Annotated in this window: 21 protein-coding genes; 10 read left to right on the top strand and 11 right to left on the bottom strand. The window is 61.5% G+C overall.

Going from position 1 to position 23,352, the window contains the following annotated elements; all coding sequences use genetic code 11:
- Positions 1-203 precede the first annotated feature (203 nt).
- The 4 genes from EV679_RS09385 to EV679_RS17630 all read left to right on the top strand — a co-directional run bounded on the left by EV679_RS09385 (position 204) and on the right by EV679_RS17630 (position 5,313).
- Complete coding sequence (locus EV679_RS09385) at positions 204-665, top strand: GatB/YqeY domain-containing protein (RefSeq protein ID WP_130487033.1); 462 nt, start codon at positions 204-206, stop codon at positions 663-665.
- A 159-nt stretch (positions 666-824) separates the two neighbouring features.
- A complete protein-coding gene (locus tag EV679_RS09380) occupies positions 825-1,337 on the top strand; it encodes a sigma-70 family RNA polymerase sigma factor (protein ID WP_130487032.1) in 513 nt (170 codons plus the stop codon).
- A gap of 18 nt (positions 1,338-1,355) precedes the next feature.
- Complete coding sequence (locus EV679_RS09375; protein ID WP_130487031.1) at positions 1,356-2,333, top strand: FecR domain-containing protein; 978 nt, start codon at positions 1,356-1,358, stop codon at positions 2,331-2,333.
- Positions 2,334-2,490: 157 nt separating this feature from the next.
- Positions 2,491-5,313 (top strand): TonB-dependent siderophore receptor, encoded by a 2,823-nt coding sequence (locus tag EV679_RS17630; RefSeq protein WP_165390013.1) that lies wholly within the window; start codon positions 2,491-2,493, stop codon positions 5,311-5,313.
- A 118-nt stretch (positions 5,314-5,431) separates the two neighbouring features.
- Here EV679_RS17630 and ntrC read toward each other — a convergent pair whose 3' ends face one another.
- From ntrC to rph, 6 genes are all read right to left on the bottom strand, one after another.
- Positions 5,432-6,952: a nitrogen regulation protein NR(I) gene (ntrC, locus tag EV679_RS09360; protein ID WP_130487112.1), complete on the bottom strand. Its 1,521-nt coding sequence runs from the start codon at positions 6,950-6,952 to the stop codon at positions 5,432-5,434.
- Complete coding sequence (gene glnL / locus EV679_RS09355; protein WP_130487030.1) at positions 6,952-8,010, bottom strand: nitrogen regulation protein NR(II); 1,059 nt, start codon at positions 8,008-8,010, stop codon at positions 6,952-6,954. The genes ntrC and glnL overlap by 1 nt, the downstream gene beginning before the upstream one ends.
- A 58-nt stretch (positions 8,011-8,068) precedes the next feature.
- The gene (gene glnA / locus EV679_RS09350) at positions 8,069-9,478 is read right to left on the bottom strand and encodes a type I glutamate--ammonia ligase (protein ID WP_068372402.1); all 1,410 of its coding nucleotides are present in this window, start codon (positions 9,476-9,478) and stop codon (positions 8,069-8,071) included.
- Positions 9,479-9,646: 168 nt separating this feature from the next.
- Complete coding sequence (gene hemW, locus EV679_RS09345) at positions 9,647-10,867, bottom strand: radical SAM family heme chaperone HemW (protein ID WP_130487029.1); 1,221 nt, start codon at positions 10,865-10,867, stop codon at positions 9,647-9,649.
- 23 nt (positions 10,868-10,890) lie between these two features.
- On the bottom strand, positions 10,891-11,532 hold the full coding sequence (gene rdgB / locus EV679_RS09340) for an RdgB/HAM1 family non-canonical purine NTP pyrophosphatase (RefSeq protein WP_130487028.1): 642 nt from the start codon (positions 11,530-11,532) through the stop codon (positions 10,891-10,893).
- Positions 11,529-12,269 carry a ribonuclease PH gene (gene rph / locus EV679_RS09335; protein WP_068372577.1) on the bottom strand — a complete coding sequence of 247 codons (741 nt, stop codon included), beginning with the start codon at positions 12,267-12,269 and terminating at the stop codon, positions 11,529-11,531. Before rph ends, rdgB begins: the two co-directional genes overlap by 4 nt.
- A 112-nt stretch (positions 12,270-12,381) precedes the next feature.
- Here rph and EV679_RS09330 point away from each other — a divergent pair, with 112 nt between their 5' ends.
- Together EV679_RS09330 and EV679_RS09325 are read left to right on the top strand one after the other, a co-directional pair.
- Positions 12,382-13,305 (top strand): YicC/YloC family endoribonuclease, encoded by a 924-nt coding sequence (locus EV679_RS09330; RefSeq protein ID WP_130487027.1) that lies wholly within the window; start codon positions 12,382-12,384, stop codon positions 13,303-13,305.
- Positions 13,306-13,681: 376 nt separating this feature from the next.
- Positions 13,682-14,599 (top strand): LysO family transporter, encoded by a 918-nt coding sequence (locus tag EV679_RS09325; protein WP_068372414.1) that lies wholly within the window; start codon positions 13,682-13,684, stop codon positions 14,597-14,599.
- A gap of 65 nt (positions 14,600-14,664) precedes the next feature.
- On the opposite strand, the gene EV679_RS09320 is transcribed toward EV679_RS09325, so the two are convergent.
- Complete coding sequence (locus EV679_RS09320) at positions 14,665-15,414, bottom strand: SDR family oxidoreductase (protein WP_130487026.1); 750 nt, start codon at positions 15,412-15,414, stop codon at positions 14,665-14,667.
- A gap of 115 nt (positions 15,415-15,529) precedes the next feature.
- Between EV679_RS09320 and EV679_RS09315 the strand changes: the two genes are divergently transcribed.
- Complete coding sequence (locus EV679_RS09315; RefSeq protein WP_068372420.1) at positions 15,530-15,916, top strand: winged helix-turn-helix transcriptional regulator; 387 nt, start codon at positions 15,530-15,532, stop codon at positions 15,914-15,916.
- Between the two features lie 200 nt (positions 15,917-16,116).
- On the opposite strand, the gene EV679_RS09310 is transcribed toward EV679_RS09315, so the two are convergent.
- From EV679_RS09310 to EV679_RS09295, 4 genes are all read right to left on the bottom strand, one after another.
- Positions 16,117-16,764, bottom strand: coding sequence for a YiaD family glycine zipper/OmpA-like lipoprotein (locus tag EV679_RS09310; RefSeq protein WP_068372424.1), 648 nt, complete (start codon positions 16,762-16,764; stop codon positions 16,117-16,119).
- Positions 16,765-16,986: 222 nt separating this feature from the next.
- Complete coding sequence (locus EV679_RS09305) at positions 16,987-17,352, bottom strand: pyrimidine dimer DNA glycosylase/endonuclease V (RefSeq protein ID WP_130487025.1); 366 nt, start codon at positions 17,350-17,352, stop codon at positions 16,987-16,989.
- Positions 17,349-17,963 (bottom strand): response regulator transcription factor, encoded by a 615-nt coding sequence (locus EV679_RS09300; protein WP_238591405.1) that lies wholly within the window; start codon positions 17,961-17,963, stop codon positions 17,349-17,351. The genes EV679_RS09305 and EV679_RS09300 overlap by 4 nt, the downstream gene beginning before the upstream one ends.
- 82 nt (positions 17,964-18,045) lie before the next feature.
- Positions 18,046-20,112, bottom strand: a complete 2,067-nt coding sequence (locus EV679_RS09295) for a sensor histidine kinase (RefSeq protein ID WP_130487024.1) — start codon at positions 20,110-20,112, stop codon at positions 18,046-18,048.
- A 121-nt stretch (positions 20,113-20,233) separates the two neighbouring features.
- On the opposite strand from EV679_RS09295, the gene EV679_RS09290 reads away from it, so the two are divergent.
- The 3 genes from EV679_RS09290 to EV679_RS09280 all read left to right on the top strand — a co-directional run bounded on the left by EV679_RS09290 (position 20,234) and on the right by EV679_RS09280 (position 23,261).
- Complete coding sequence (locus EV679_RS09290) at positions 20,234-21,226, top strand: TRAP transporter substrate-binding protein (RefSeq protein WP_068372433.1); 993 nt, start codon at positions 20,234-20,236, stop codon at positions 21,224-21,226.
- A gap of 95 nt (positions 21,227-21,321) precedes the next feature.
- Positions 21,322-21,939 carry a TRAP transporter small permease gene (locus EV679_RS09285; RefSeq protein WP_068372435.1) on the top strand — a complete coding sequence of 206 codons (618 nt, stop codon included), beginning with the start codon at positions 21,322-21,324 and terminating at the stop codon, positions 21,937-21,939.
- Entirely contained in the window at positions 21,936-23,261 is a 1,326-nt protein-coding gene (locus EV679_RS09280; protein WP_130487023.1) for a TRAP transporter large permease, read from the top strand. The genes EV679_RS09285 and EV679_RS09280 overlap by 4 nt, the downstream gene beginning before the upstream one ends.
- Positions 23,262-23,352: the final 91 nt, after the last annotated feature.

Below are 23,352 nucleotides of genomic sequence, written 5' to 3'. Positions count from 1 at the left end.
AATGACCTTTGCTGCCATACAGCGGATTGATGAAAGTGCGGGCATTTTATCAACTTACGCGTGCCCGGTTGGGAATAAGAATGGTGCGCAATAAGCATATACCCGTTCCATCTAATGACATTGCGGCACCGGGCTGCCGCAGCACGGCGGGCGCCAGTAGTATGATGCTGGCTGTAATCAACACAGACACGACAAAGATCATCATGTCAGCATCGCTCAAAGCCCGGATCATGGATGAAATCAAGGCGGCCATGCGCGCGAAGGATAGCGCCCGCCTCGGCACCCTGCGTTTCCTGCAGGCCGCCATCAAACAGGTTGAAATCGACACCCGCGAAGAACTGGACGACGCTGCGATACAGCGCATCGTGGAAAAGCAGGTGAAGCAGCGCCGTGAGTCCATCACGGCATTCGCCCAGGCGGGCCGCACCGAAACCGCCGCCCAGGAAGAAGCCGAATTGGTCATCCTGCAGGAATTCCTGCCGCAGCAGGCCGATGCCGCCGAAATCGAAGCGGCCGTCGATGCCGCCGTCAAGGAAGCCTTGGCGCAAGGCGCCAGCGGCCCGGCTGCCATGGGGAAGATTATGGGCACATTGAAAGCCAAGCTGGCCGGACGCGCCGATATGTCGCAACTCTCGGCATTGGTGAAAAGCAAGCTGGCCTCATGATTTGAGCCCCGTCGGCAGTGGCCGGCGACAGGCATGCGGCAAAGGCGACTCCGGTCGCCTTTGCCGTTTTCATCTTGTCGTGGCAGCCATGGATTCGCAGAGAGACAAAAAAAAGATACAATAATAAGAAACATTTCCATCATCTTCCGCTATTGTCCAATGAAAAACTGCCCGGCTTCCCCGACGGCTGAAGTTGGCGTCTGGTATCGAGAACATCATGGTTGGCTGCGCAACTGGCTGCGCGCCAAGGTTGGCCGCCCGGAAGACGCCGATGAACTGGCGCAGGACACCTTTGTCCGGGTGCTGTGCGCCCATTTGCGCCAACAGGACGAACTGCGCGAGCCCCGTGCCTACCTGGTAACGGTGGCAGGCCGTCTGGTCTCCAATTTTTATCGACGCCAATCCATTGAACGGGCCTATCTCGAAGTACTGGCTGCCCTGCCACCCCAATCCCAACCCAGCCTGGAAACCCAGGCGCTGATGCGGGAATCTCTGTTCGAATTCGATAGCATGCTGGATGGTCTGGGCTCAAAGGTAAAACAAGCCTTTATCATGGCTCAATTCCAGGGCCTGCCTTATGTGGAAATTGCTGCCAGGCTGAACATTTCCTTACGCAGCGTCTCCACCTATGTGGCCCGCGCCATGGCGCATTGCTGCCTGATGCTGCCCTGAATATCGGCCTGCTCACCCATGCACACGCAGCATCCATCCCGCTATAGTGCGGCTGAAACACAGGCCATCCGCGAAGCCGCTGATTGGTATGCACGACTGCTTGCAGAAACCGCGACCCCTCGGGATCAACATGATTGGCAAAGCTGGCTCGCATCCAGCCCTGCCCACCAACAGGCATGGAACCGCCTGCAGGATGTACGTTCGCGCTTCGGGCAGATTCCAGGAGACATTGCCAGCACAGTGCTGGGTCGCAACCGGCGTCGTGAAGTCCTGCGCAGCCTGGGCCTGCCGCTTGCCGCCGGTGGCCTGCTGGCAGCGGGCGCCTACCGCTATTTGCCCGACATTCTGGCACATCCTGATCAACTGCGTACAGGCACAGCAGAACGCCGCCAATTCCAGCTGGACGATGGTTCGGAAATTTTCCTGAATGCAGCCACCGATGTCTCTATTGCGTTCGATGCCCTATTTCGCCGCATCCAGCTGCGCGAAGGCGAAATTCTGGTACAGACCCATCCTGACCGCGCCTTCAACAATAAGCGCCCATTCATTGTAGAAACGCCGCATGGCAGCATACAGGCGTTGGGAACGCGTTTTCTGGTGCAGGTGGATCCGCAGACAACTCAAGTGCAAGTCATGGAGCATGCTGTCGCCATTCGCCCCATGCAAAGCGCAACACCGCCGCTGCGCTTGGCAGCAGGCCAGCAAACCCTGTTTGATAGTCAGCGAACCCACGCCATACAAGCTGCCACGCCTGGCTCCGACGCCTGGCAGCATGGCATGCTGAGCATCGTGGATACACCGTTGAGCCAGGTGGCGGCGTCACTGTCCCGCTACCATCACGGCCATCTCGGGTACGACCCTTCGATTGCCGATATGCGTATTTCCGGTGTGTTCCCGCTGGACAACATTGAGCAGGCCCTCGGCGCAATGACAGATACCTTTCCGATACGCGTCAGGCAGCGTACCAAGTACTGGATCACCCTGATGCCACGATAAGCGGCAAGTCATTTTGCGTTGTGCTGAAGCGCCACAGCACCAACAAAAAAATTCGTCGGATTTGCATGTTGAGATTGGCTTGCGTGTCTTTACGGTCATCAGCAGGCTCTTTGGGTCTGCGTTTACCAAGCTCCCCCACGACTGACCATCGCAAGACATGTCTCCGCACACTGCCACTCACACCCGTACGGCCCCTGCCGCCTGCTTCACGCTGAATATGACACTGGTTTGCCTCTTGATGGCATTCCACCCGTCCCAACCCGCCTATGCGCAGACAGCAGGCGTTCAAGAGACAGGTACACCTCGCTCAGGCGAGCAGCATAATCTGGATATCGCTGCAGGCCCTCTGGCTCTCGTTCTGACCCAATTTGCGCAAGCGACAGGGGCAACACTCTCCTTCGACGCCGATAGCCTGGCAGGCTTGAATTCAGACGGACTGAAAGGTTCATTTACCGTCCCGGCAGGTTTTCAACGCATTCTGAAAGGTAGCGGCTACGAAGCAGCCGTCCGCGGGGCAGGACGATACATTCTGCAGCGTCGCGACGATGGCGGGAGTGATGCCGATAATGTGGCTGCGCTGGACAGCATTACAGTCGCTGGAAGCTACCTGGAAGGAGAAGCCCCAAACACCAGCTACACCGTCGGTTCGACGGCAAGCGCCACCAAGCTGGACCTTGCCCTGAAAGAAACACCACAGAGTGTCACGACTTTCACTGCCCAGCAAATCCAGGACCAGGGGTTGCTGTCGCTAGGTGAAGTCCTGGATCAAACCCCCGGCATCACGCTGGTGACGGCAGGCGTTGCTGGCGCAGGAAGCCAGCCGATCTACTCTCGCACATTCCCCGTCACCTCGGTGCAAATGGATGGCGTCATGGCCAGCACCTATATTCTGTCGGGTTCGGCCAGCGGCGATATCGGTATGCAAGACCCCTTCCTGTATGAACGCATTGATATCATTCGCGGATCCAACAGCCTGACTGGCGGCGCGGGCGATGCCTCGGCCAGCCTGAACTTCGTTCGCAAACATCCTTATGCTGAGCGTCATATCGAAGCCAATGTCAAATATGGCAGCTGGAATAACCGACGTGCGGAATTGGATTTTTCCACTCCCATCAACGATAGGCTGCGTGTCCGGCTGGCGACTGCCGCGCAGCAAGGCGATCATTGGGTCGATGGCGCCAGCACTGACAGAAAAGCTTTATCCCTGATCGGGGCGCTGGACGTCACTGGCAGCGACCGCCTGAGCCTTGGCGTGACGCATTACGACTTTCGCCTGAAAGGCGCATCTCCACACGGCATTACTCGCTATTCGGAGGTACAGGACTATACCGATGGTTCCGGCCTGCATGCGGAACCGACGCAGGCGGTTGACCGCAACTTCAATAACGCCACGCCATGGTCGCGCACTGACCGAAAGTACACCAACCTGTTTGCCAGCTGGGAACACGCCTTCGAGAACGATTGGCTGCTCAAGGCCAGCTATAACTATGCCCACAACAGGGATGACAAACTTTATGGCGAAATCGGGACGACTTATTACGTGCCTTCAGCCGACCGCGCCTCTTATTCCGCCCGCCGTGACAACCGTGAAAATGAAGTCAATGCAGTAGACCTGCACCTGAAAGGCAGCTTCGAACTGGCCGGAAGGCAGCAAGATTTCGTTGTCGGCGCAAACTACTATGCCGTGCACCGCAAGCTGCATTGGGGCTATGCGTCGGAAGATACGAGCCTGCTTGATAGTGGCGTGCTGCAGGTCGGCTCAGGGCCGCAGCATCAAAGTTTATGCTCGGATGAAGCATTTGCCGACCTCAACAATCAACGTGAAACCTATCTACCCTATGCCGAGTTGATTTGGGGGTCTATGGAGGCATTCAATGCGCATTTTGATGAGCAAATTCAAACACGCACTGAGGCATGTGAATACAAATCCGGCATCTCGATTGACGAATGGAACACCAGCGGCGGCAACAAAACCCCGACCATTGATGCCAATGGCAACACCCTTTTCGACAGCCGCATTACCACCCACACCAAGACCCGCCAAACCGGGGTCTACTTTGCCAGTCATCTGCGGCCTTTCTCGCGCACGCACCTGATCCTGGGGGGGCGGTGGGCCAAAGACCGCAACGATGATCCTTATTTCAGTTGCAGCGCGGATGCGGGCACATACCAAGCCTACTGCGATGGGAATTATGACGGCCGCGCCGCTACACAACACAAACTGTCACCCAAGTTCCTGCCCTACGCCGGACTGATCTATGAAATTACGCCGCAGATCAACGCCTACGCCAGCTACACCACCACCTATGTTCGTGACATCAACTCGAACAATACCACCAATCTGGCAACCGGAGACTGGCTGCCGCCCGTACGCTCCATCACCTACGAAGGCGGCCTGAAAGGTGCCTTCTTCGACGACCGGCTGAACGTCGCTGCGTCGTACTTCAAGATGCGGCAAAAGGATTTTCCCTACCAGACCTATGACGTCAATACATCAGGCACGACAGACAATGGCTGGCGCGTCTATGGCTGGGAATTCAACGTGGCCGGCGCTGTGACGCCCCAGTGGAATATCGCGGCTGGCTTCGTCAAGCAAAAGCAAGTCGTCCCCATGAACCCGGGTGAAGTGCTGTTGGGCGCACGTGACGACTTCACGGCTTCGTATCGAGCGCCGGAAAAATCCTTCAAGCTGTTCACCACCTACCGCTTCGACCGATTGATGCTGGGCCTGGGCTGGCGCTGGCAGAGCAGCACGCAATCTGCCTGGATTCCCACGAACAAAACCCAGGTTGAACAGCAGATGATGAAGCAGGATGGGTACCACATTGTCGATCTGATGGCGCGCTATCGCCTCAACAAGAATTTCAGCATGCAGCTGAATGTCAACAACGTGTTCGACAAGGTCTACTACCAGCACGAACGCTCGTATATCTCGGGTGCACCGCGCAACTTCTTGCTGACGGCAAACTACCGGTATTGAAGCAACCCGCGACAGGACGGGCGCATGCGCTGCGGCAACATTGCCCGCAGCGCAGCGCCATTAGGCGGCGCCGCATGATTTGATTCCGCCGTGACGCGCTGACAAGCCAAGCTGGCCATCAGGCGCCGTCGTCTTCTTCCCAATCCTTGAGCTTGCGCGTCAGCGTATTGCGCCCGATGCCTAGCCGCGCAGCAGCTTCTATGCGGCGGCCACGGCACGCATCCAGCGCGGCCTGCAGGAGAATTTCTTCAAACTGACGCGTCAGCACCGTCATGATGTCGAACTCCCCGCGAGCCAGCCTGCGCTTGACATCCTGGCGCAGATTGTCATGCCATTCGTTCTGGATCAGTTCATCGGTCGCCGGCACGTGCCCTTCGACCACGCTCACCGGAACGGCCATGCTACCACCGCCGGCGTAGGCCTGCCCTGGCATCCCCGCCGACGCCGGGGATGTCTGCTGCTGAACCCGCGCCGCAGCGATTTCGGGCGGCAGATCGCTCAGCCCGACCGTCTGGCCAGGTGCCATGACGGTAATCCAATGACAAAAATTCTCCAGCTGGCGCACATTGCCCGGGAAATCGAAGCGACAAAACGCCTGCATGGCCTCTGGCGTCAGAGCTTTGGACGCCACTCCCAGCGTGCGGGCGCTCTGCGCCAGGAAATGCTCGGTCAGCGCCGGAATGTCTTCCCGCCGCTCGCGCAGGGGCGGCAGGCGCAGGCGAATGACATTGAGGCGATGGAACAAATCTTCACGGAAGCGCCCCTGGGCAACCTGCTGCTCCAGCGGCTGGTGCGTGGCGGCGATGATGCGCACATCCACCATCACAGGCTGGGAACCGCCCACACGGTAGAAGCTGCCTTCGGCCAGGACCCGCAGCAGACGCGTCTGCAACTCCAGCGGCATGTCGCCAATTTCATCCAGGAACAAAGTGCCGCCGTCTGCTTCCTCGAAACGGCCGCGCCGCAACTGGCTGGCACCCGTGAACGCGCCACGCTCGTGCCCGAACAATTCCGCTTCCAGCAAGTCGCGCGGGATGGCGGCGGCATTCAGTGCAATGAAGGGCGCGGAAGCCCGCGAACCGTGGCTGTGTAAAGCGCGCGCGATCAACTCCTTGCCTGTGCCGGATTCACCAGTGATCAGCACGGTGGCACGAGATTGCGCCAGGCGGCCGATGGCGCGAAAGACTTCCTGCATCGCCGTGGACGAGGAACGCATCATCATGACGCGCTGGTCCACCGGCATGGTGGCGGCCTCGCCATGGGCAGGCGGCGTGCGCCTGGCATCCTGGGTGGCACGCTGGATCAAGGCCACGGCATCGTTGACGTCGAACGGCTTGGCCAGATAATCGAAAGCCCCATGCTGAAAGGCCGATACCGTGCTTTCCAGATCCGCGTAGGCCGTCATGACGATCACCGGCAAGGCCGGATAGTGTGCCTTGATCTCGCCCAGCAATTCCAGCCCGCCGCCGCCAGGCATACGAATGTCCGACACCAGCGCGTCGGGCTGTTCCTGCTCCAGTGCCTGCAGCACTTTTTCCGGACCAGGAAAGCTGCGCGTGGCAACGCCGGCGCGCGCCAGCGCCTTTTCCAGTACCCAGCGGATGGCCTGGTCATCATCAACTATCCAAACCGATTTCATCAAGCGAGCTCCATGGGTAGTACCAGGCTGAATTCAGTGTTGCCAGGTTCCGAACGGAACTCGATCACACCGTCATGCTGCTGGAGAAAATCCTGCGCCAGACTCAGGCCCAGGCCGGTGCCGCTGGCGCGTCCAGTCACCAACGGGTGGAAAACGCGATCCTGGATACCTTCCGGTACCCCAGGACCGTTGTCGATGACGGATACCGCCAGGGCCATGCGCTCCTGCCTGCCGCCGATAATGACGCGCCGCATGACCCGGGTGCGCAGGGTAATGCGCGCATTGGGCGTCCGGGTGGGCTGCGTCAGCGCCTGGGCTGCGTTACGCATGACGTTGAGCAAGGCCTGGATCAGGCGCTCGGCATCGGCCATGATTTCCGGCACGGATGCGTCGTAATCCCGCTGCAGCACGACGTCATCGCGAAACTCCGCGCGGATCAGCGCGCAGACACGTTCACAGACCTCGTGAATATTGGTCGGCGCCCTGCGCACCGCCGCAATGCGCTGCGAAGCCGCCAGGCGGTCGACCAGCGCCTGCAGGCGGTCTGCCTCGGAAATAATGACTTGCGTGTATTCCTTGAGCGCAGGATCGGGCAGTTCCGATTCCAGCAATTGCGCTGCTCCGCGCAATCCGCCCAGGGGATTCTTGATTTCATGCGCCAGGTTGCGCAGCAGCTCGCGCTGCCCTTGCAGGCTGGCATAGATCTGGCTGTTGCGGTCGGCCAGCTGCGCCTGCGTCACCTCGCGCACTTCAATAAGCGTGGGCCAGGCTTGCGCCGTCAGCGTCAAGACCGTCACTGCAACTGCGGGAGTCTCCGACAGCCCGCGCCGCGCCTGCAGGTGCAGGCGCAAGTCGGCAAAACCATCCGCCTGCGATGCAGCCACGGCAGCACGGATATCCGCCGCTTCCACGAAAAGGCGTTCAACGGAAACCCCTGCCAGGCGCCGGCGGGCACGGCCGAATACGTCTTCGGCCGCGCTGTTGGCGTGCGCCACCCGCCCCTGCTCGTCAACCAGCAGCACCGAGCAGGCCAACAGATCCAATGCGTCGAGATTCATGATGGACGGCTCCCGGGGCGGTGGCGCAGCGGCGTGGCAAGCACGCCGCTGACCGGTTTTAAAGGCTGTAGTACATATCGAATTCGACCGGGTGCGCCACCATGCGCAGACGATTGACCTCGTTTTGCTTCAGGCCCAGGTACGCGTCGATCATTGCGTTGCTGAATACGCCGCCACGGGTCAGGAACTCGCGATCGTTATCCAGCGATTCCAGCGCTTGCTCCAGCGACGAACACACCGTCGGGATCTTTGCATCTTCTTCCGGCGGCAGATCGTACAGGTTCTTGTCGGCGGGATCGCCAGGATGAATCTTGTTCTGCACGCCATCCAGGCCAGCCATCATCAGTGCCGAAAACGCCAGGTACGGGTTGGCCAGAGGGTCCGGGAAGCGCGCTTCGATGCGGCGGCCCTTGGGGTTGGCCACGTACGGAATGCGGATCGAGGCCGAACGGTTGCGGGCCGAATATGCCAGTTTGACCGGTGCTTCGAAGTGCGGAACCAGGCGCTTGTACGAGTTCGTGCCGGGATTGGTGAAGGCGTTGAGCGCACGGGCATGCTTGATAATGCCGCCGATGTAGTACAGCGCAAACTCCGACAGGCCGGCGTAGGCATTGCCCGAGAACAGGTTCTGGCCATCTTTCCAGATGGACTGGTGCACGTGCATGCCGGAACCGTTGTCGCCAACGATGGGCTTGGGCATGAAGGTGGCCGTCTTGCCGTAGTTGTGCGCCACGTTGTGAATGACGTACTTCATGATCTGCGTCCAGTCGGCGCGCTGCACCAGCGTGCTGAACTTGGTGCCGATTTCCAGCTGGCCAGGGCCTGCCACTTCATGGTGGTGCACTTCGACAGGCACGCCCAGCTCTTCCATCAACAAGCACATTTCAGCGCGCATGTCGTTGAAGGAATCCACCGGGGCAACCGGGAAATAGCCGCCCTTCACGCGCGGGCGATGGCCGGAATTGCTGCTGGCGTCGTTGGCACGCGACCAGGCGCCTTCGTCGGAAGCGATCTTGTAGAACGCGCCCGAAGGGCCGTCATCCCAGGACACGCCGTCAAATACGAAGAATTCGGGTTCCGGGCCAAAATAGGCGGTGTCGCCCAGGCCGCTGGACTTCAGGTAGGCCTCGGCGCGGCGAGCCAGCGAACGCGGGTCGCGGTCATAGCCCTTCATGTCGGCCGGGTCGATCACGTCGCAGGTCAGGATCAGTGTCGACTGTTCCGTGAACGGATCGAGGTGGGCAGTGGAGGCATCCGGGATCAGCACCATGTCGGAGGCTTCGATACCTTTCCAGCCGGCGATGGACGAGCCGTCGAAAGCCTGGCCGGTTTCAAAGGTTTCTTCTTCTACACGATGCGCCGGCACCGAAACGTGTTGTTCCTTGCCCAGCGTATCGGTGAAGCGGAAGTCCACGAACTTGACGTCGTTTTCCGCAATAGTCTTGAGCACATCTTGAGGCGTAGCCATGTTATCTCCAGTAAGGTGAGTACCGCGCGCCGCCACGCTGCGCGTTCGTTCCCTATCAAGCAATTAGCGTGCCAGCTTTTCCCCGGCTGGCAGGACACGAAAGTAAGATATTAATGCACCATATTGGTGCCATCCTGGCACCAATATGGATCACTGCACCGGATTGGATCACTCCGGCAAAAACATTTCCAGTAAATCGTTCAAAAACTGCCATCCCAGGGGGGTAGCGCGCAATACTGCTGGATCTGCATCCAGCAAACCTTTGTTCATGGCGCGCCGCAATTGCGCATGAATGGCCGCCAGGGGCAAACCGGTGCGCGCACTGAAGCTCGCACTGGGCACCCCGGCGCGCAGGCGCAGTGCATTGAGCATGAATTCGAAAGGCAGGTCCGCAGGCGTCAGGACATCGCTGCTGGCGATATGGGAGCCGTCACCCGCCAGGGCACGCTGCATCCACTGTTCAGGACTGCGGGTGCGTGCTTCCCGCAGGATGCGGTCATGGAAGGATATCTTGGCATGAGCGCCGGGCCCTATGCCCAGGTAATCGCCGAATTCCCAATAGTTGGTATTGTGCTGGCAACGCTGCCCGGCCCGCGCATAGGCGGAAACCTCATATTGTTCGTAGCCGGCCTCTGCCACACGCTGCTGCAGCATTTCCTGGATCGCCGCAGCGGCATCGTCGTCGGGCAAAGGCGGCGGATACTTCGCGAAAACGGTATTCGGTTCCAGTGTCAGGTGATACAGGGACAAATGGCCCGTGCCGAAAGACAGCGCCGTATCGATGTCGCGGCGCGCACCGGCTTCGTCCTGGCCAGGCAAGGCAAACATCAGGTCCAGATTGACGCGCGGCACGGCATCCAGCGCCAGCGCAATCGCGTCGCGTGCCTGCCTGCCATCGTGGATGCGCCCGAGGGCGCGCAAACAGGCGTCATCGAAACTTTGCACACCGAGAGACAGGCGGTTCACCCCGCTGCGTGCATAGGCCTGGAAGCGCCCGGCCTCCACCGTGCCCGGATTCGCTTCCATTGTGATTTCAGCATCCGGCAGCAATTTCAGGTAGGCACGCACCATGCCCAGCATTTCATCGACGGCGCCGGCCGACAACAGGCTGGGAGTGCCGCCGCCGATGAATACGGAAATGACCTGGCGTCCCCAGACCTGAGGCAGGGTCTGTTCCAGGTCGCTGCGCAGCGCGGCCAGGAACTCGGCCTCGGGCAGCGTGGCGGGAGCATTGTGCGAATTGAAATCGCAGTACGGGCATTTGCGCACGCACCACGGCACGTGAATATAGAGCGCCAGCGGCGGCAAGGCCTGCAGGACGGTCGCCTGCGCCTGCCGCAGTTCGCGCCGCGACAGGCCTGCAGGCATGATGGGAATGACAGTAGCCATGGAGAGCCGGAGTCCCTTGCCGCTCAGGCCTGCGCCAGGCGTGCCGCCAGCGCCTGCCAGGCCAGCGCCCGGTGACTGATACGGTTTTTCAGCTCGGGGGCCATTTCCGCTGCCGTCAGGTTTTCCTGCGGCAAAAAGAAATGCGGGTCGTAGCCGAAGCCGTGCTCGCCACGCGGACTATCCACGACCTCGCCGTGCCACACGCCATCGGCCACCAGCGGATGCGGATCATCCGCATGCCTGACCAGGACCAGGACAGCCACGTAAAACGCCCGGCGGTCTTCTTTACCAGCCAATGCCTGAACCAGGCAGGCATTGTTGGCTGCATCGCTTTTCTCGCCACCCTGCATTTGCGCATAGCGCGCCGAATAGACGCCAGGCGCGCCATCCAGCGCCGGCACGCACAGGCCGGAATCATCCGCCAGCGCCGGCAGGCCGGTCAGTCTGCTGGCATGGCGCGCTTTGGCCAGGGCGTTCTCGATGAAGGTGCAATGCGGCTCGGGCGCTTCGGGCACGCCCAATTCGCCCTGCGGCACCAGTTCCGTGCCATAGGCTTCGAACAAGCGGCGGAACTCACGGATCTTGCCGGCATTGCCGGACGCCAGGACGATGCGTTCCAGCCCGGCCGGGGCCTGGACATTCAGCTCACTCGCGCCCGCGCTCATGCCGCGCTCCGCGACTGGCGCTGGATGTCGAACAACTGGCCGATACCCAGTTCGGCCAGGTCCAGCAATTCGTTGAATTCGCGCCGGTCAAACGCCTGGCGTTCAGCCGTGCCCTGCACTTCGACCAGATGGCCTGCGCCTGTCATCACGACGTTGACATCGGCATCGCAGCCGGAGTCTTCGGGATAATCGAGGTCCAGCAAGGCGGCTCCCGCCACCCGGCCGACGGAAACGGCAGCAACCTGGCTGGTTACGGCCTGGCGCGTGATACGCCCTTCGCGCAACAGCCAATCAACCGCATCAGCAGCCGCGATCCAGGCACCGGTAATACTGGCGCAACGCGTGCCGCCATCGGCCTGGAGCACGTCGCAATCCAGGTGCAGCGTGCGTTCGCCCAGCGCTTCGAGATCAAACACGGCGCGCAGGCTGCGGCCGATGAGGCGCTGGATTTCCTGCGTGCGGCCGCTTTGCTTGCCACGCGCCGCCTCGCGGTCGCCACGCGTATGGGTCGCGCGGGGCAGCATGCCATATTCCGCCGTCACCCAGCCGCGCCCCTGCCCTTTCAGGAAGGGCGGCACTTTTTCCAGGACGCTGGCGGTGCACAATACATGCGTGCCGCCCATGCGTATCAGCGCCGAGCCTTCCGCATAGGGAGAAAAACCACGCTCGACCGAAACCGGACGCAGGCTGTTTGCCTCGCGGCCAGCAGGACGGCGCGCCAACAGGGAAGACGATATCTCTGACACCAGAACACTCCAACAGATAGAATTCCCTACATTGTAGAAGCCCCTGCCGCCACTGGCACCCAGCCAGTGCGACAGGCCATGCATTTTTTCAAGGTAGTCCCGCATGATCCAAAGTATGACCGCCTTCGGCAGCGCTACCGCCGAAGCCAGCACCGCCACCCTGTCGGTCGAACTCCGCAGCGTCAACAGCCGTTTTCTCGACCTGCATTTCCGCATGCCGGACGAATTGCGCCAGATAGAAGCGCCGCTGCGCGAACAGATAGGCAAGGCATTGCAGCGTGGCAAGGTCGAAATCCGCGTGGCCTACGCCCGCCGCAGCACCAGCCGCAGCAGCGCACTGGACCCGGATTTCCTGGCCCAGGCAGCAACCCAGCAGGCGCTGGCGCGGGAATACTTCCCCAACCTGCGCGAACCGGGCCTCAATGATCTGTACGCGCTGCAGAATCAATTGCAGGCGCCCGCCGCCCCGGACGAACAGGACTGGCCTGCCGCCGCGCTGGCCGCTGCGGCCGACGCCCTGGCCCAACTGAGCCAGAACCGCCAGCGCGAAGGCAAACGCCTGCGTGCGATCATGCAGCAGAATGCCGCCGCCATCCGCGCCAGCGTCGCGCAGGTCGAAGCTGCCATGCCGGCCATCCTCGAGCACTATCGCCAACGCCTAGCCGACAAGCTGCGCGAAACCCTGGAACAAGCCGCGCCCGGCGGCTTCGCGCAGATCAGCGGCACCGAACTCAGCGAACGCCTGGCGCAGGAAACCACGTTGTTCAGCCTGCGCGTGGACGTGGCCGAAGAACTTGCCCGCCTGAAAACCCATCTGGCGGAACTGGAAGAAATGCTTTCCGGCCGCCAGGATGCCAGCACCAAGCGTGGCAGCCTGGGCAAGCGCCTGGACTTCCTGTTCCAGGAAATGAACCGCGAAGCCAATACCCTGGGTTCCAAGGCCGGCGACATCAGCGTGACGCAGGCCGCAATGGACCTGAAACTGCTGATCGAACAACTGCGCGAACAGGCCGCCAATCTGGAATAATCCCGCGCTGCCTGACCGGTGCGGCGGCAAGCGTCCCTAAAAAATGCCCCCACCGGTTGTTGCCCGCCGCCGTTGCCTGCATTGCTGGCCGCACCGGCCTTTTTACCTGCACCGGAGCGCCGTTCATGCATCGCTTGTCACCGCTTGCGCCTGGCTGAGGCCTGACGTACTCACGCCTGTCTTTTTCTTCTGTTATTTTGATGGCCCGCCACATTTGCGCTGGCCTTATCCGCCATTCTGCTACCTTGCCTGTACTGACTTTCGACTTCCGCCTGACTGCTGCTGCCCGCCCACACGCTACCGTGTCCGAGCCAACGGCTTTATCGCATGCCACAACCGGCCAGATGGCTACATCCCCTTCCACGGCGGCCCTGCCATGACCGCCCTCTCCTCTCTGATGCCGATTGTCGGCGCGCTCGCCGGCGGCTGGGCCGCCAGCCATGTCTTGCCGCGCACGCTGCGGCACTGGCTGATACGGTTGATCGGCCCGCTGGTCTGGCTGCTGCTGTTTCTGATCGGCATGGAATTCGGCGCCGTGCTCTCGTCGGCCGAAGCGCTGGGCAGCGCGCTCTACACAGCCGGCGTACTGGCCTTGTTCACCACCCTGGTGCCATGCCTGCTGATCTGGCTGCTGATACGGCGCACCCGAGGCAGCGCAACGGCGCCGCGCCGCGAAGCCAATACCGCCACGTTCTGGCAACCAGTGAAAGAATGCGGCATTGCCTTGTCCATGGTGGTGCTCGGGGGGCTGGCCTTTACCTGGATGCCCGCCAGCATTGCGCACGCCCATCCGTTGCCATCGAGCTGGACGCTGCTGTTGGTTCTGATCGTACTGGTCGGCATCGACCTGGGTCAGGTCGACCTGAAAGGCCGGCTTTGGTCATTCAAGGCCTTCGCCATCCCGCTGCTGGTCGTGCTCGGCTCGTTGCTGGGCGCCTGCGCTGCCGCCTGGGCGACCGGTGAAAATCTTCAGGTCGCGCTTGCGCTGGCGTCGGGCTTCGGCTGGTTTTCGCTGTCCAGCGTCATGATTGGCGAGGCCCTGGGCCAGAACTACGGCACCATCGCCCTGATGACCGACTTGCTGCGTGAGCTGCTGGCCATTGTCATCCTCTATATGGCCGGCATGCATTATCCGCTGCCCGCCGTCGGCAGCGCGGGCGCTACCGCCCTGGACACCACCTTGCCCATCGTCAAGCAGACCTGCGCGCCGGATATTGTTCCCCTGGCACTGGTGAGCGGTTTCATCCTGACCGTGCTTGCGCCCTTCATGATCATGGTATTCCTGGCGCACTGAACCCATGTCAGCCGGGGCGCCGCCGGTCGAGGACGACACAGCCCGGTATCGCCGGCTTGCCTGGACTACAGGTTCGCCACCCCGCCATCGACCAACAATTCGGTCCCGACCATAAAGCGCGATTCATCGGCTGCCAGGAACACTGCCGCCTGCGCCAACTCCCAGGGCGTGCCCATGCGGCCGATGGGCACCAGCCGCCGGATCTCTTCCTGCATCGCGCTTTGCTGCTCGGCGGAAAGCCCCAGTTTTCCCAGCGCCGGGGTTTCCGTCGGCCCCGGGCTCAGCCCGTTTACCCGGATACCGCGCGGCGCCAGCTCCGCCGAAAGCGTGCGGGCCAAGGACAACAGGCCGGCCTTGCTGGCAGCGTACGCGCTGCTTTGCGGCAAACCGATATGAGCACTGGTCGAGCCGCACAGGATGACGGAAGCCGGATCGGCCAGCAGAGGCAGCAAAGCCTGAATCAGGAAAAACGGCCCCTTGAGATTGGTCGCCATCAGGCGCTCCCAAGCCGTCTCATCCCAATCCGCCAGCGGCCGGTGAGTGACGTCCCCTGCGTTGGCGTAGACCACATCCAGACGCGGCCAGTGCTGCGCCAGGATGCCTGCCAGCGCCTGCTGGCTGCGGACGTCCCCTGCGTCGGAAACCAGCGCCAACACCTCTTCTCCCAACACCTGCTGCGCCTGTGCCAGCGCCTGGGCGTTACGCCCGGTAATGGCAACCTGCGCGCCTTCGGCCATGAACTGTCTTGCCGTTTCCAGGCCGATACCGCTGCTGCCCCCGGTGATCAGGGCATATTTCCCTTGCAGCCTATTCATTTGCGCTTCCTTTTTCAAAGAGTGGAAGGCCTATTTTTCCTTCTATAGTATCCTTTTCATAGTAGGCACCAATTTGATACTAAAATGCCAACCAGCTACTTATGGAACATTCGCCATGCCCATGAACCCAGAAATCCGCACGCCAGCGAAGGCTGCCAGCGATGGCTTGCCAGCTCCCTGCCCCATGGTGAGTTTCGTCAAGCTGGTCTCCGGCAAATGGGCCATTCCCATCCTCTACCGGCTCATCATCATCGGCGGCGCAGTCCGCTTCAGCGAACTGCAACGAGCCGTGGCCCCCATCACCCAGAAGGAACTGACCCGGCAATTGCGCTTGTTCGAACAACGAGGCCTGGTAAGCCGTCGTATTTATGCCGAAGTGCCGCCCCGGGTCGAATACAGCATTACCGAACTAGGCCTGTCGCTGCGCCCCACGCTGGACTCCCTGGCCGGCTGGATGCGCGAAAACGGCATGAAGCTCGCCGCGCAGGACCACCACGATTAAGGCCTGTTGTGATACAGGCAAAGCCGCGCAACCGGCGACGCACGAACGACGCAGCACAGAGCCCCCACACTGCGCCTTCGGCTTGCTGCCCCCCAAGGGGACGTTCTTGTCTTGAAGTCGGGCAAAAAAACGGCCCTGCAAGGGCCGTTTCCCATGATTTTCCCACGCCAACCCGAATATGCCCAGGCCAGCGCGCCGATTTATTGCTGCACGGCGTACAGGTAGATTTCCACGCGGCGGTTCGCAGCGCGGCCTTCTGCCGTGTCATTGCTGGCGACCGGGTCGCTGAAGCCACGGCCTTCGATGGTGAGATCGCCCGGCGCCACGCCACGTTGCTGCAAATAGGTCGAAACGCTCTGGGCACGTTCCACCGACAGCTTCTGGTTATAGGCGGCGGAACCGGTGTTGTCCGTATTGCCGATGACCTTGGCGCGCACTTCCGGATGTTGAACCAGCGCACGGGCGACGCTGTCGAGCACCGGCAGCAAGGCAGGCTGCAGGGCCGCGCTGCTGGACGTAAAGCCGGCGCTGGCGGGAATATTGACCTTCAAGGTGCCATTGGGCTGCTCGGTAACATCAATACCCAGGCCGGTGGCGCCCGACTGCTCGACGTCCTGCTTGATGCCCCCCCAGTTGTAGCCCACCACGCCGCCTGCCACGGCACCGATACCGGCGCCGATCAGCGCAGCCTTGCTGCTGTCGCCGATCAGCGCGCCGACGCCGGCGCCCAATGCGGCACCTGCACCACTGCCCAGCAGCGTATTGTTCTGCTGCTGTGACGCGCAGCCAGCCAGCAGGATCGCAGCGAGCGCTGCGGCAGCGAGTTTACCGTTATGACCTTGTTTCATAGCGTGGATCTCCTTAGCCAGTGGGGCCAGCGGGCGGATTGCTCGCCGGCAGCAGATAAGCCGTTCAAGGATAACCTGATATGCACGGATGCTGTCACTCGGGGGCAAGCAGCATTCACCAAGTTTCACATTCCGCCAAAGCGAAAGCCACGCCGCTACGCATATGGACCAGTGCCAGGCGCGATACCGCAAGTACGACGCCTGGCCATGGCAACCGCGCTCTCAGCCGCCGCGCTCCTTGATACGCTGACGATTCAATGCCAGCGCCTCGGCATCGGGGGTCCAGTTGCCCCAGCAATCGGCGGGAATATCCGCATGCGCCTCACGCAGGCTGGCAGTGAAGTTGGGCTTGTAGCCACGCGCCTGCATTTCACGCACCAAGGCATCGTAGCGATCTGCCAGGTAACCCAGGCGGCGGTAGAAGAACAGCACATGGCCGGTCCCCAGTACATACTGGTCCTGGCGCCGTGGGTCGCCCCGCTCGCGCGCCTTGCGCGCCAGGCCGAAGACCCGGGGCAGTTCGCGGTATTCGGCTACCAGGTGCTGCTGGCTGAGTTCTTCCACCGGTACGCAATTGATACGTGTCATGCGCCAGCCTCCCGGTCCTGCCAATCGTCGGCACCAAACAGGCGGGCCAGTTCCACGACATTGCGTGCACCCATTTTTTCCAGAATGCGGGCGCGATGCACTTCCACCGTGCGCATGGAGACGCCCAGCTCATCCGCGACCTGCTTGTTGAGCAGGCCGGCCAGGATTTTCTCCAGCACTTCCCGTTCACGCATGGACAAGGTAGCGACCTTCTGGTCGCGGTCCAGGGTGCGCAGGCGTTGCTCGCGCTGGCGCCGGCCATGCCTGATGGCGTCCAGCACGCGGTCAACCAGATCGTTATCATTGAACGGCTTTTCGATGAAATCGACGGCACCTCGCTTGAGCGCATCCACGGCCATGGGCAAGTCGCCATGGCCGGTCAGGAACACCACGGGCTGCAAGGCGCCACGGGCCTGGAGATGGTCAAACATTTCCAGGCCCGACATGTTCTGCATGCGAATGTCCAGCAGGATACAGCCCTCCAGCGCCGCGGACCACGCTTCCAGGAAAGATTCGCCCGAGCTCCATGTCTGCGTCGCGATGCCGCGCGAATAGAACAGCCAGGCCAGCGAATCCCTGATGGCCGCATCATCGTCCACGATATGTACCAGCACGTCCTTATCCTCTGGCTGGGGTGTCGGGACGGTTGTGCCGCCTGGCTCTTCCCGCATGCCCTTGTCCTGCCCCCTGACTTCACTCATCCCTATCGTCCCTTGTGTCGCTGTTGCCGCCGGCGTCCTGCTCCGCCAGTGTTGCGGATGCACCTTCTGCACCATGCCATGCAGGCAGGGAAAACAGGAATACCGCGCCACCGCCAGCCCGGGCCTCGAACCAGAGCTGGCCATGATGTTGTTCCAGGATGGAGCGGCAGATATTCAGCCCCATCCCCATGCCTGCCTTCTTGGTTGTTGCAAACGGCGTGAAAATTCTTTCCATCATTTCAGGGGCAACGCCAGCGCCGTGGTCTGCGACCGATACGATACAACAGTCGTCCTGGTACTCCAGGCCAATATCGACCACGCCATCCGGCACGCCGTTTTCCAGCGTCGCCTCGATTGCATTGCGGATCAGGTTCAGCAGCACCTGCTCGATCAGGACCGGGTCCACCCGCACTGGCATGCTCGCCACCGGCGCCGGCTGGCAGCGCAGCAGCACGCCCTGGCGCCTGGCATCGGCCTCGGCAAAGCCGACGGTGTCGCGGACCAGCCGTGCCAGGTCACCCTGTTCGCGTACCGGCTCGCGCTTGCGCACGAAGTCATGGATACGTCGGATGATCAAGCCGGCCCGACGGTTCTGCGCCGCCAGGTTTTCCAGCAAAGTGGCCAGTACCTGGCGGTCAGCCCCTCCCTTGGCCAGCAGGTTCTGGCAACTGGCGCAGTAGCTTGCGATGGCCGCCAGCGGCTGGTTCAGTTCATGCGCCAGCGTCGATGCCATTTCACCCATGGTGATCAGGCGGCCGGTCTGCTGTAGGCGGTCCGCCTGGCGGCTGGCCTGGGCCTCCGCCTGACGCCGGTCGGAAATATCAAGGATGGAGGCCATCCAGCCCACGTGCACTCCTTTGTCGTCGATCAGGGGGGCTTCATAAACCATCACCTGAATGGACACGCCGTCGCGGCGCTGAAACACTGTCTCGAAACTGTGCGCCCTGGGCACGCTGTGCTGCGCCAGGTGGCGCTGCTGGATTTCATTGAGCATGTCCGGACGCCACCAAGGCATGGGCGGCATCATGCCTATGATTTCCTCGGCGGGCCAGCCAACCATGCGGCAAAACGCCGGGTTGGCGAACAGCAACTTGCCATCGAGCGCACGCGCCCGCAGGCCGACGGTCACAGAGTCCTGCATGGCCTGCCGGAACAGCTGTTCATTGCGCAAGGCCTGCTCGGCCTGGCGCCGCCGCTTGAAATGCAGCGCCAGCAAGCCCAGGTTCACGACTGTCAGCAAAGCCAGCCCGACAATACCGGCAATCAACAGCATATGCAGCGGATTGCGGGGCGCCCGGTAAGGCGCCAAGGTGAGGAAAATGCCATGGAACGGCGGGTCGAAGGACATCGAATGCTGCTGGCTGCCAGTCGGCTCGCCAACCGCATTGGATTTCTTGACGAGGGGTTCACCATCCAGTCCCGTCAGGGATACCTGATAATGCTCGGCGATCCACCAGGGCACTTGCGTGGCCAACAGCTCATCGAGCGCCAGCGTGGCTTCAAGCAGCCCAGTGCTGCCATCTTCGCGATTGACCGGCAAGCGCAGGAAAGACAGCAACCTGCCCTCCTGCTTGCGGGGCGGACTCCAGGCCGGTGACGCCACGCCCAGCAAGGACCAGGCGTCACGCGGCGGCCGGTCCAGGGCCGCCCCGGCATCGGCCAGGCCATGAGGCGGCACGGCCGCACGAACCTCACCTTGCTCATCGAACCAGGTAATCTGCAGCAGTTCCGCGTGATTGGCAACCAGGTGACGCATGCGCGACAGGGAGTCCTTGTCGATGGCCTGCGGCTGCACGGCCAGGTCCGCCGCAAGGCGCAGCAGATTATCCTGATGCGTGCCCAGCTGGAACCGCAGCGCCTGCTCTACCCACAGAGTGTCTCGCAAGAGATTCACATGCAGTTCCTGGCGCCGTTCTTTTTCCGTCATCCACAGAAAAAGCCCGATCAGCACGCTGATCATCAGGATGGCAACCAGCGGCGCCGCCGACGCCAGCCCGTCCAGGGGCCGCCGCCACAGCCCGCCAGACTGCGAAGGAAACAGGGGGTCTTCTTTAGACACTTCGGAAATCCACAATAGCGACCGGGAAATGATCCTTTTATTCTCCCCCACTATCCCCGTTTGTTTCAAAAGATAAATTCAGGGAAACCCGTCACAGGGAACAATAACCAAGGAGGAAACAATGAAAATTCGCCTTTCCATGGCGTTCGCCGCCGCTATGATGTTCGCCAGCGCCGGGGCTTATGCCCAGGCCCCCATCACCATCAAGTTCAGCCACGTCGTGGCGCCCGACACGCCCAAGGGCAAGGGCGCGGAACGTTTCAAGGAGTTGGCGGAACAGTACACGGATGGAAAAGTAAAGGTCGAAGTCTATCCCAACTCCCAGCTCTACAAGGACAAGGAAGAACTGGAAGCCCTGCAACTGGGCGCAGTGCAGATGCTGGCGCCCTCGCTGGCGAAGTTCGGCCCGCTGGGCGTGCGCGAATTCGAAATTTTCGATCTGCCCTACATCTTCCAGAGCAAGGATGACCTGCGCAAGATCACCGATGGTGACGTCGGCAAGAGCCTGCTGGCCAAATTGGAGCCCAAGGGCATCACTGGCCTGGCCTACTGGGATAACGGCTTCAAGGTCATGAGCGCCAACACGCCCATTCACACGCCGGACGATTTCCTGGGCCTGAAGCTGCGTATCCAGTCCTCCAAGGTGCTGGAAGCCCAGATGAAGGCGTTGGACGCCGTGCCCCAGGTCATGGCCTTCTCCGAGGTCTACCAGGCGCTGCAGACCGGCGTGGTCGATGGCACGGAAAACCCGCCGTCGAACATGTACACCCAGAAAATGCACGAAGTGCAGAAGCATGCCACGTTGTCCGACCACGGGTACCTGGGCTATGCGGTGATCGTCAACAAGAAATTCTGGGACGGCCTGCCCGCCGATGTGCGTGAGCAACTCGAGCGCGCCATGAGCGAAGCCACGACCTACGCCAACGATATCGCCCAGAAGGAAAACGACGATTCCCTGGCGGCGATGAAGGCCTCCGGCAAAACCACGTTCTACGAGCCCACCGCCGAAGAGCGCCAACAATGGATCGACACTCTGCTGCCGGTGCACAAGGAAATGGAATCGCGCGTGGGCAAGGACACGCTGGAAGCCACCTACAAGGCCCTGGGCCGCTGATTTTTTCTCAGGAAGGCTGGCCCTCCCGGCCAGCCGTCATCTGAATGCGCCGGGGACACCCGGCGCTTTGATTCCAGGTTCCCTGGGAGTTTTCCATGTTCCTACGTCTACTCGACCGTTTCGAAGAAACTTTCGTGTCGTTCCTGATGGTGGCCGCCGTGCTCATCATCTTCGTCGCTGTCTGCCAGCGCTACTCCGTCGGCCTGGTCGCCGATGTCGTGGCCTGGGCGCGCGTCAACGACTACCCCTCCCTGATGGCCAATGCCCGTTCCCTGTACCGTTCGCTGACCAACATCAACCTGCTGTGGGCCCAGGAGCTCTGCATCTATCTGTTCGTCTGGATGGCCAAGTTCGGCGCTGCCTACGGCGTACGCCTGGGCATCCACGTGGGCGTCGATGTGCTGGTCACCAAGGTTTCCGAACCCATGCGCAAGACGCTGACCGTCATCGCCCTGCTGTCGGGCGCGCTCTTCACTTTCATCGTCGCCTGGATCGGCGCCAGCTTCACCTGGGATATCGGCCACACCAATCAGGTCTCGGCCGACCTGGAAGTCCCTATGTGGATTGTTTACCTCGCCGTGCCCCTGGGTTCGTCGCTGATGTGCTTCCGCTTCCTGCAGGCGCTCTACAACTACCTGCGCACCGGCCAGCTGCCGCACCACGTGCCTGGCCACGACGACGAGCAAGATAGCCCCGAAGGAGCCGCAGCATGACCACCTTCATTATTTTCGCGCTGCTGATCGTCCTGCTGCTCACCGGCATGCCGGTGTCCATCGCGCTCGGCCTGACGGTGATCACTTTCCTGTTCACCATGACCAACGTGCCCATGGACAGCATTGCGCTCAAGCTGTTCACAGGCATAGAGAAGTTCGAGATCATGGCGATCCCGTTCTTCATCCTGGCCGGCAGTTTCCTGACGCACGGCGGGGTGGCGAAACGGATGATACGCTTCGCCACCGCCATGGTCGGCCACCTGCCCGGCGGCCTGGGCCTCGCAGCCGTGCTGGCCTGCGCCCTGTTCGCGTCCATCTCCGGCTCGTCGCCGGCCACCGTCGCAGCCATCGGCTCCATCATCATGCCGGCCATGGTCAAGCAAGGCTTCCCGGCCCAATTCGGTACCGGCATCGTTGCCACTTCCGGCGGCCTGGGCATCCTGCTGCCGCCCTCCATCGTGATGGTGATGTACGCGGTTGCCACCAGCGGCATGATGGTCGAGGGTCCGGACGGCGCGCGCATCGCATCGGCCTCTATCGGCCAGCTCTTCATCGCCGGCGTGATTCCCGGCCTGTTGCTGGCGCTGATGCTGGGCATCACGACCATGTACCGCGCCTGGAAGTACAAGTACCCGCGTCAGGAAAAGGCCAGCTGGAAAGAACGCTGGGTTGCTTTCCGCGATTCGATCTGGGGCCTGATGCTGGTCGTCATCGTCATGGGCGGCATTTATACGGGCGTATTCACCCCGACCGAAGCCGCCGCCATGAGCGCGGTCTATGCCTTCGTCATCGCCATGTTCGTCTACAAGGACATCAAATGGCGTGACCTCAAGCGCATCATCCTGGAATCGGCGGGCATGAGCGCGATGCTGCTCTATATCATCACCAATGCCGTGATGTTCGCCTTCATCCTGACCTCGGAACAGATCCCGCAGAATATTGCGGCCTGGATCGTTGAGCAGGGCCTGGGTATCGTCGCTTTCCTGCTGTTCGTCAACGTGCTGCTGCTCATCATCGGCATGGTGATGGAGCCTTCCGGCCTGGTGCTGATCATGGCGCCTATCCTGTTCCCCGTCGCCATGAAGCTGGGCATCGACCCGGTGCACTTCGGCATCATCCTGGTGGTGAACATGGAAATCGGCCTGGCGACGCCGCCAGTCGGCCTCAATCTGTATGTGGCGTCCAGTATTTCCAAGCTGGGCCTGACGGACGTGACCAAGGCCACGTTCCCGTGGTTGGTCACTGGGCTGATCTTCCTGATGATGATCACCTTCATCCCGGAAATCACGCTCTGGCTGCCGCGCATGACAGGCTGGCTGTAGCGCCTGGCCGCAGGCGTCTTGCCGGCACAGAGGGCATGCATGCCCTGCCTTGCCGGCAAGACGCCCAAGCAACGAAAAAGCATGGCGGTCT

The organism is Kerstersia gyiorum, from assembly GCF_004216755.1.
Taxonomy (GTDB): Bacteria; Pseudomonadota; Gammaproteobacteria; order Burkholderiales; family Burkholderiaceae_B; genus Kerstersia; species Kerstersia gyiorum.
The sequence above is the reverse complement of the archived record's forward strand: the minus strand, read 5'-3'. Positions and strand labels throughout refer to the sequence as shown.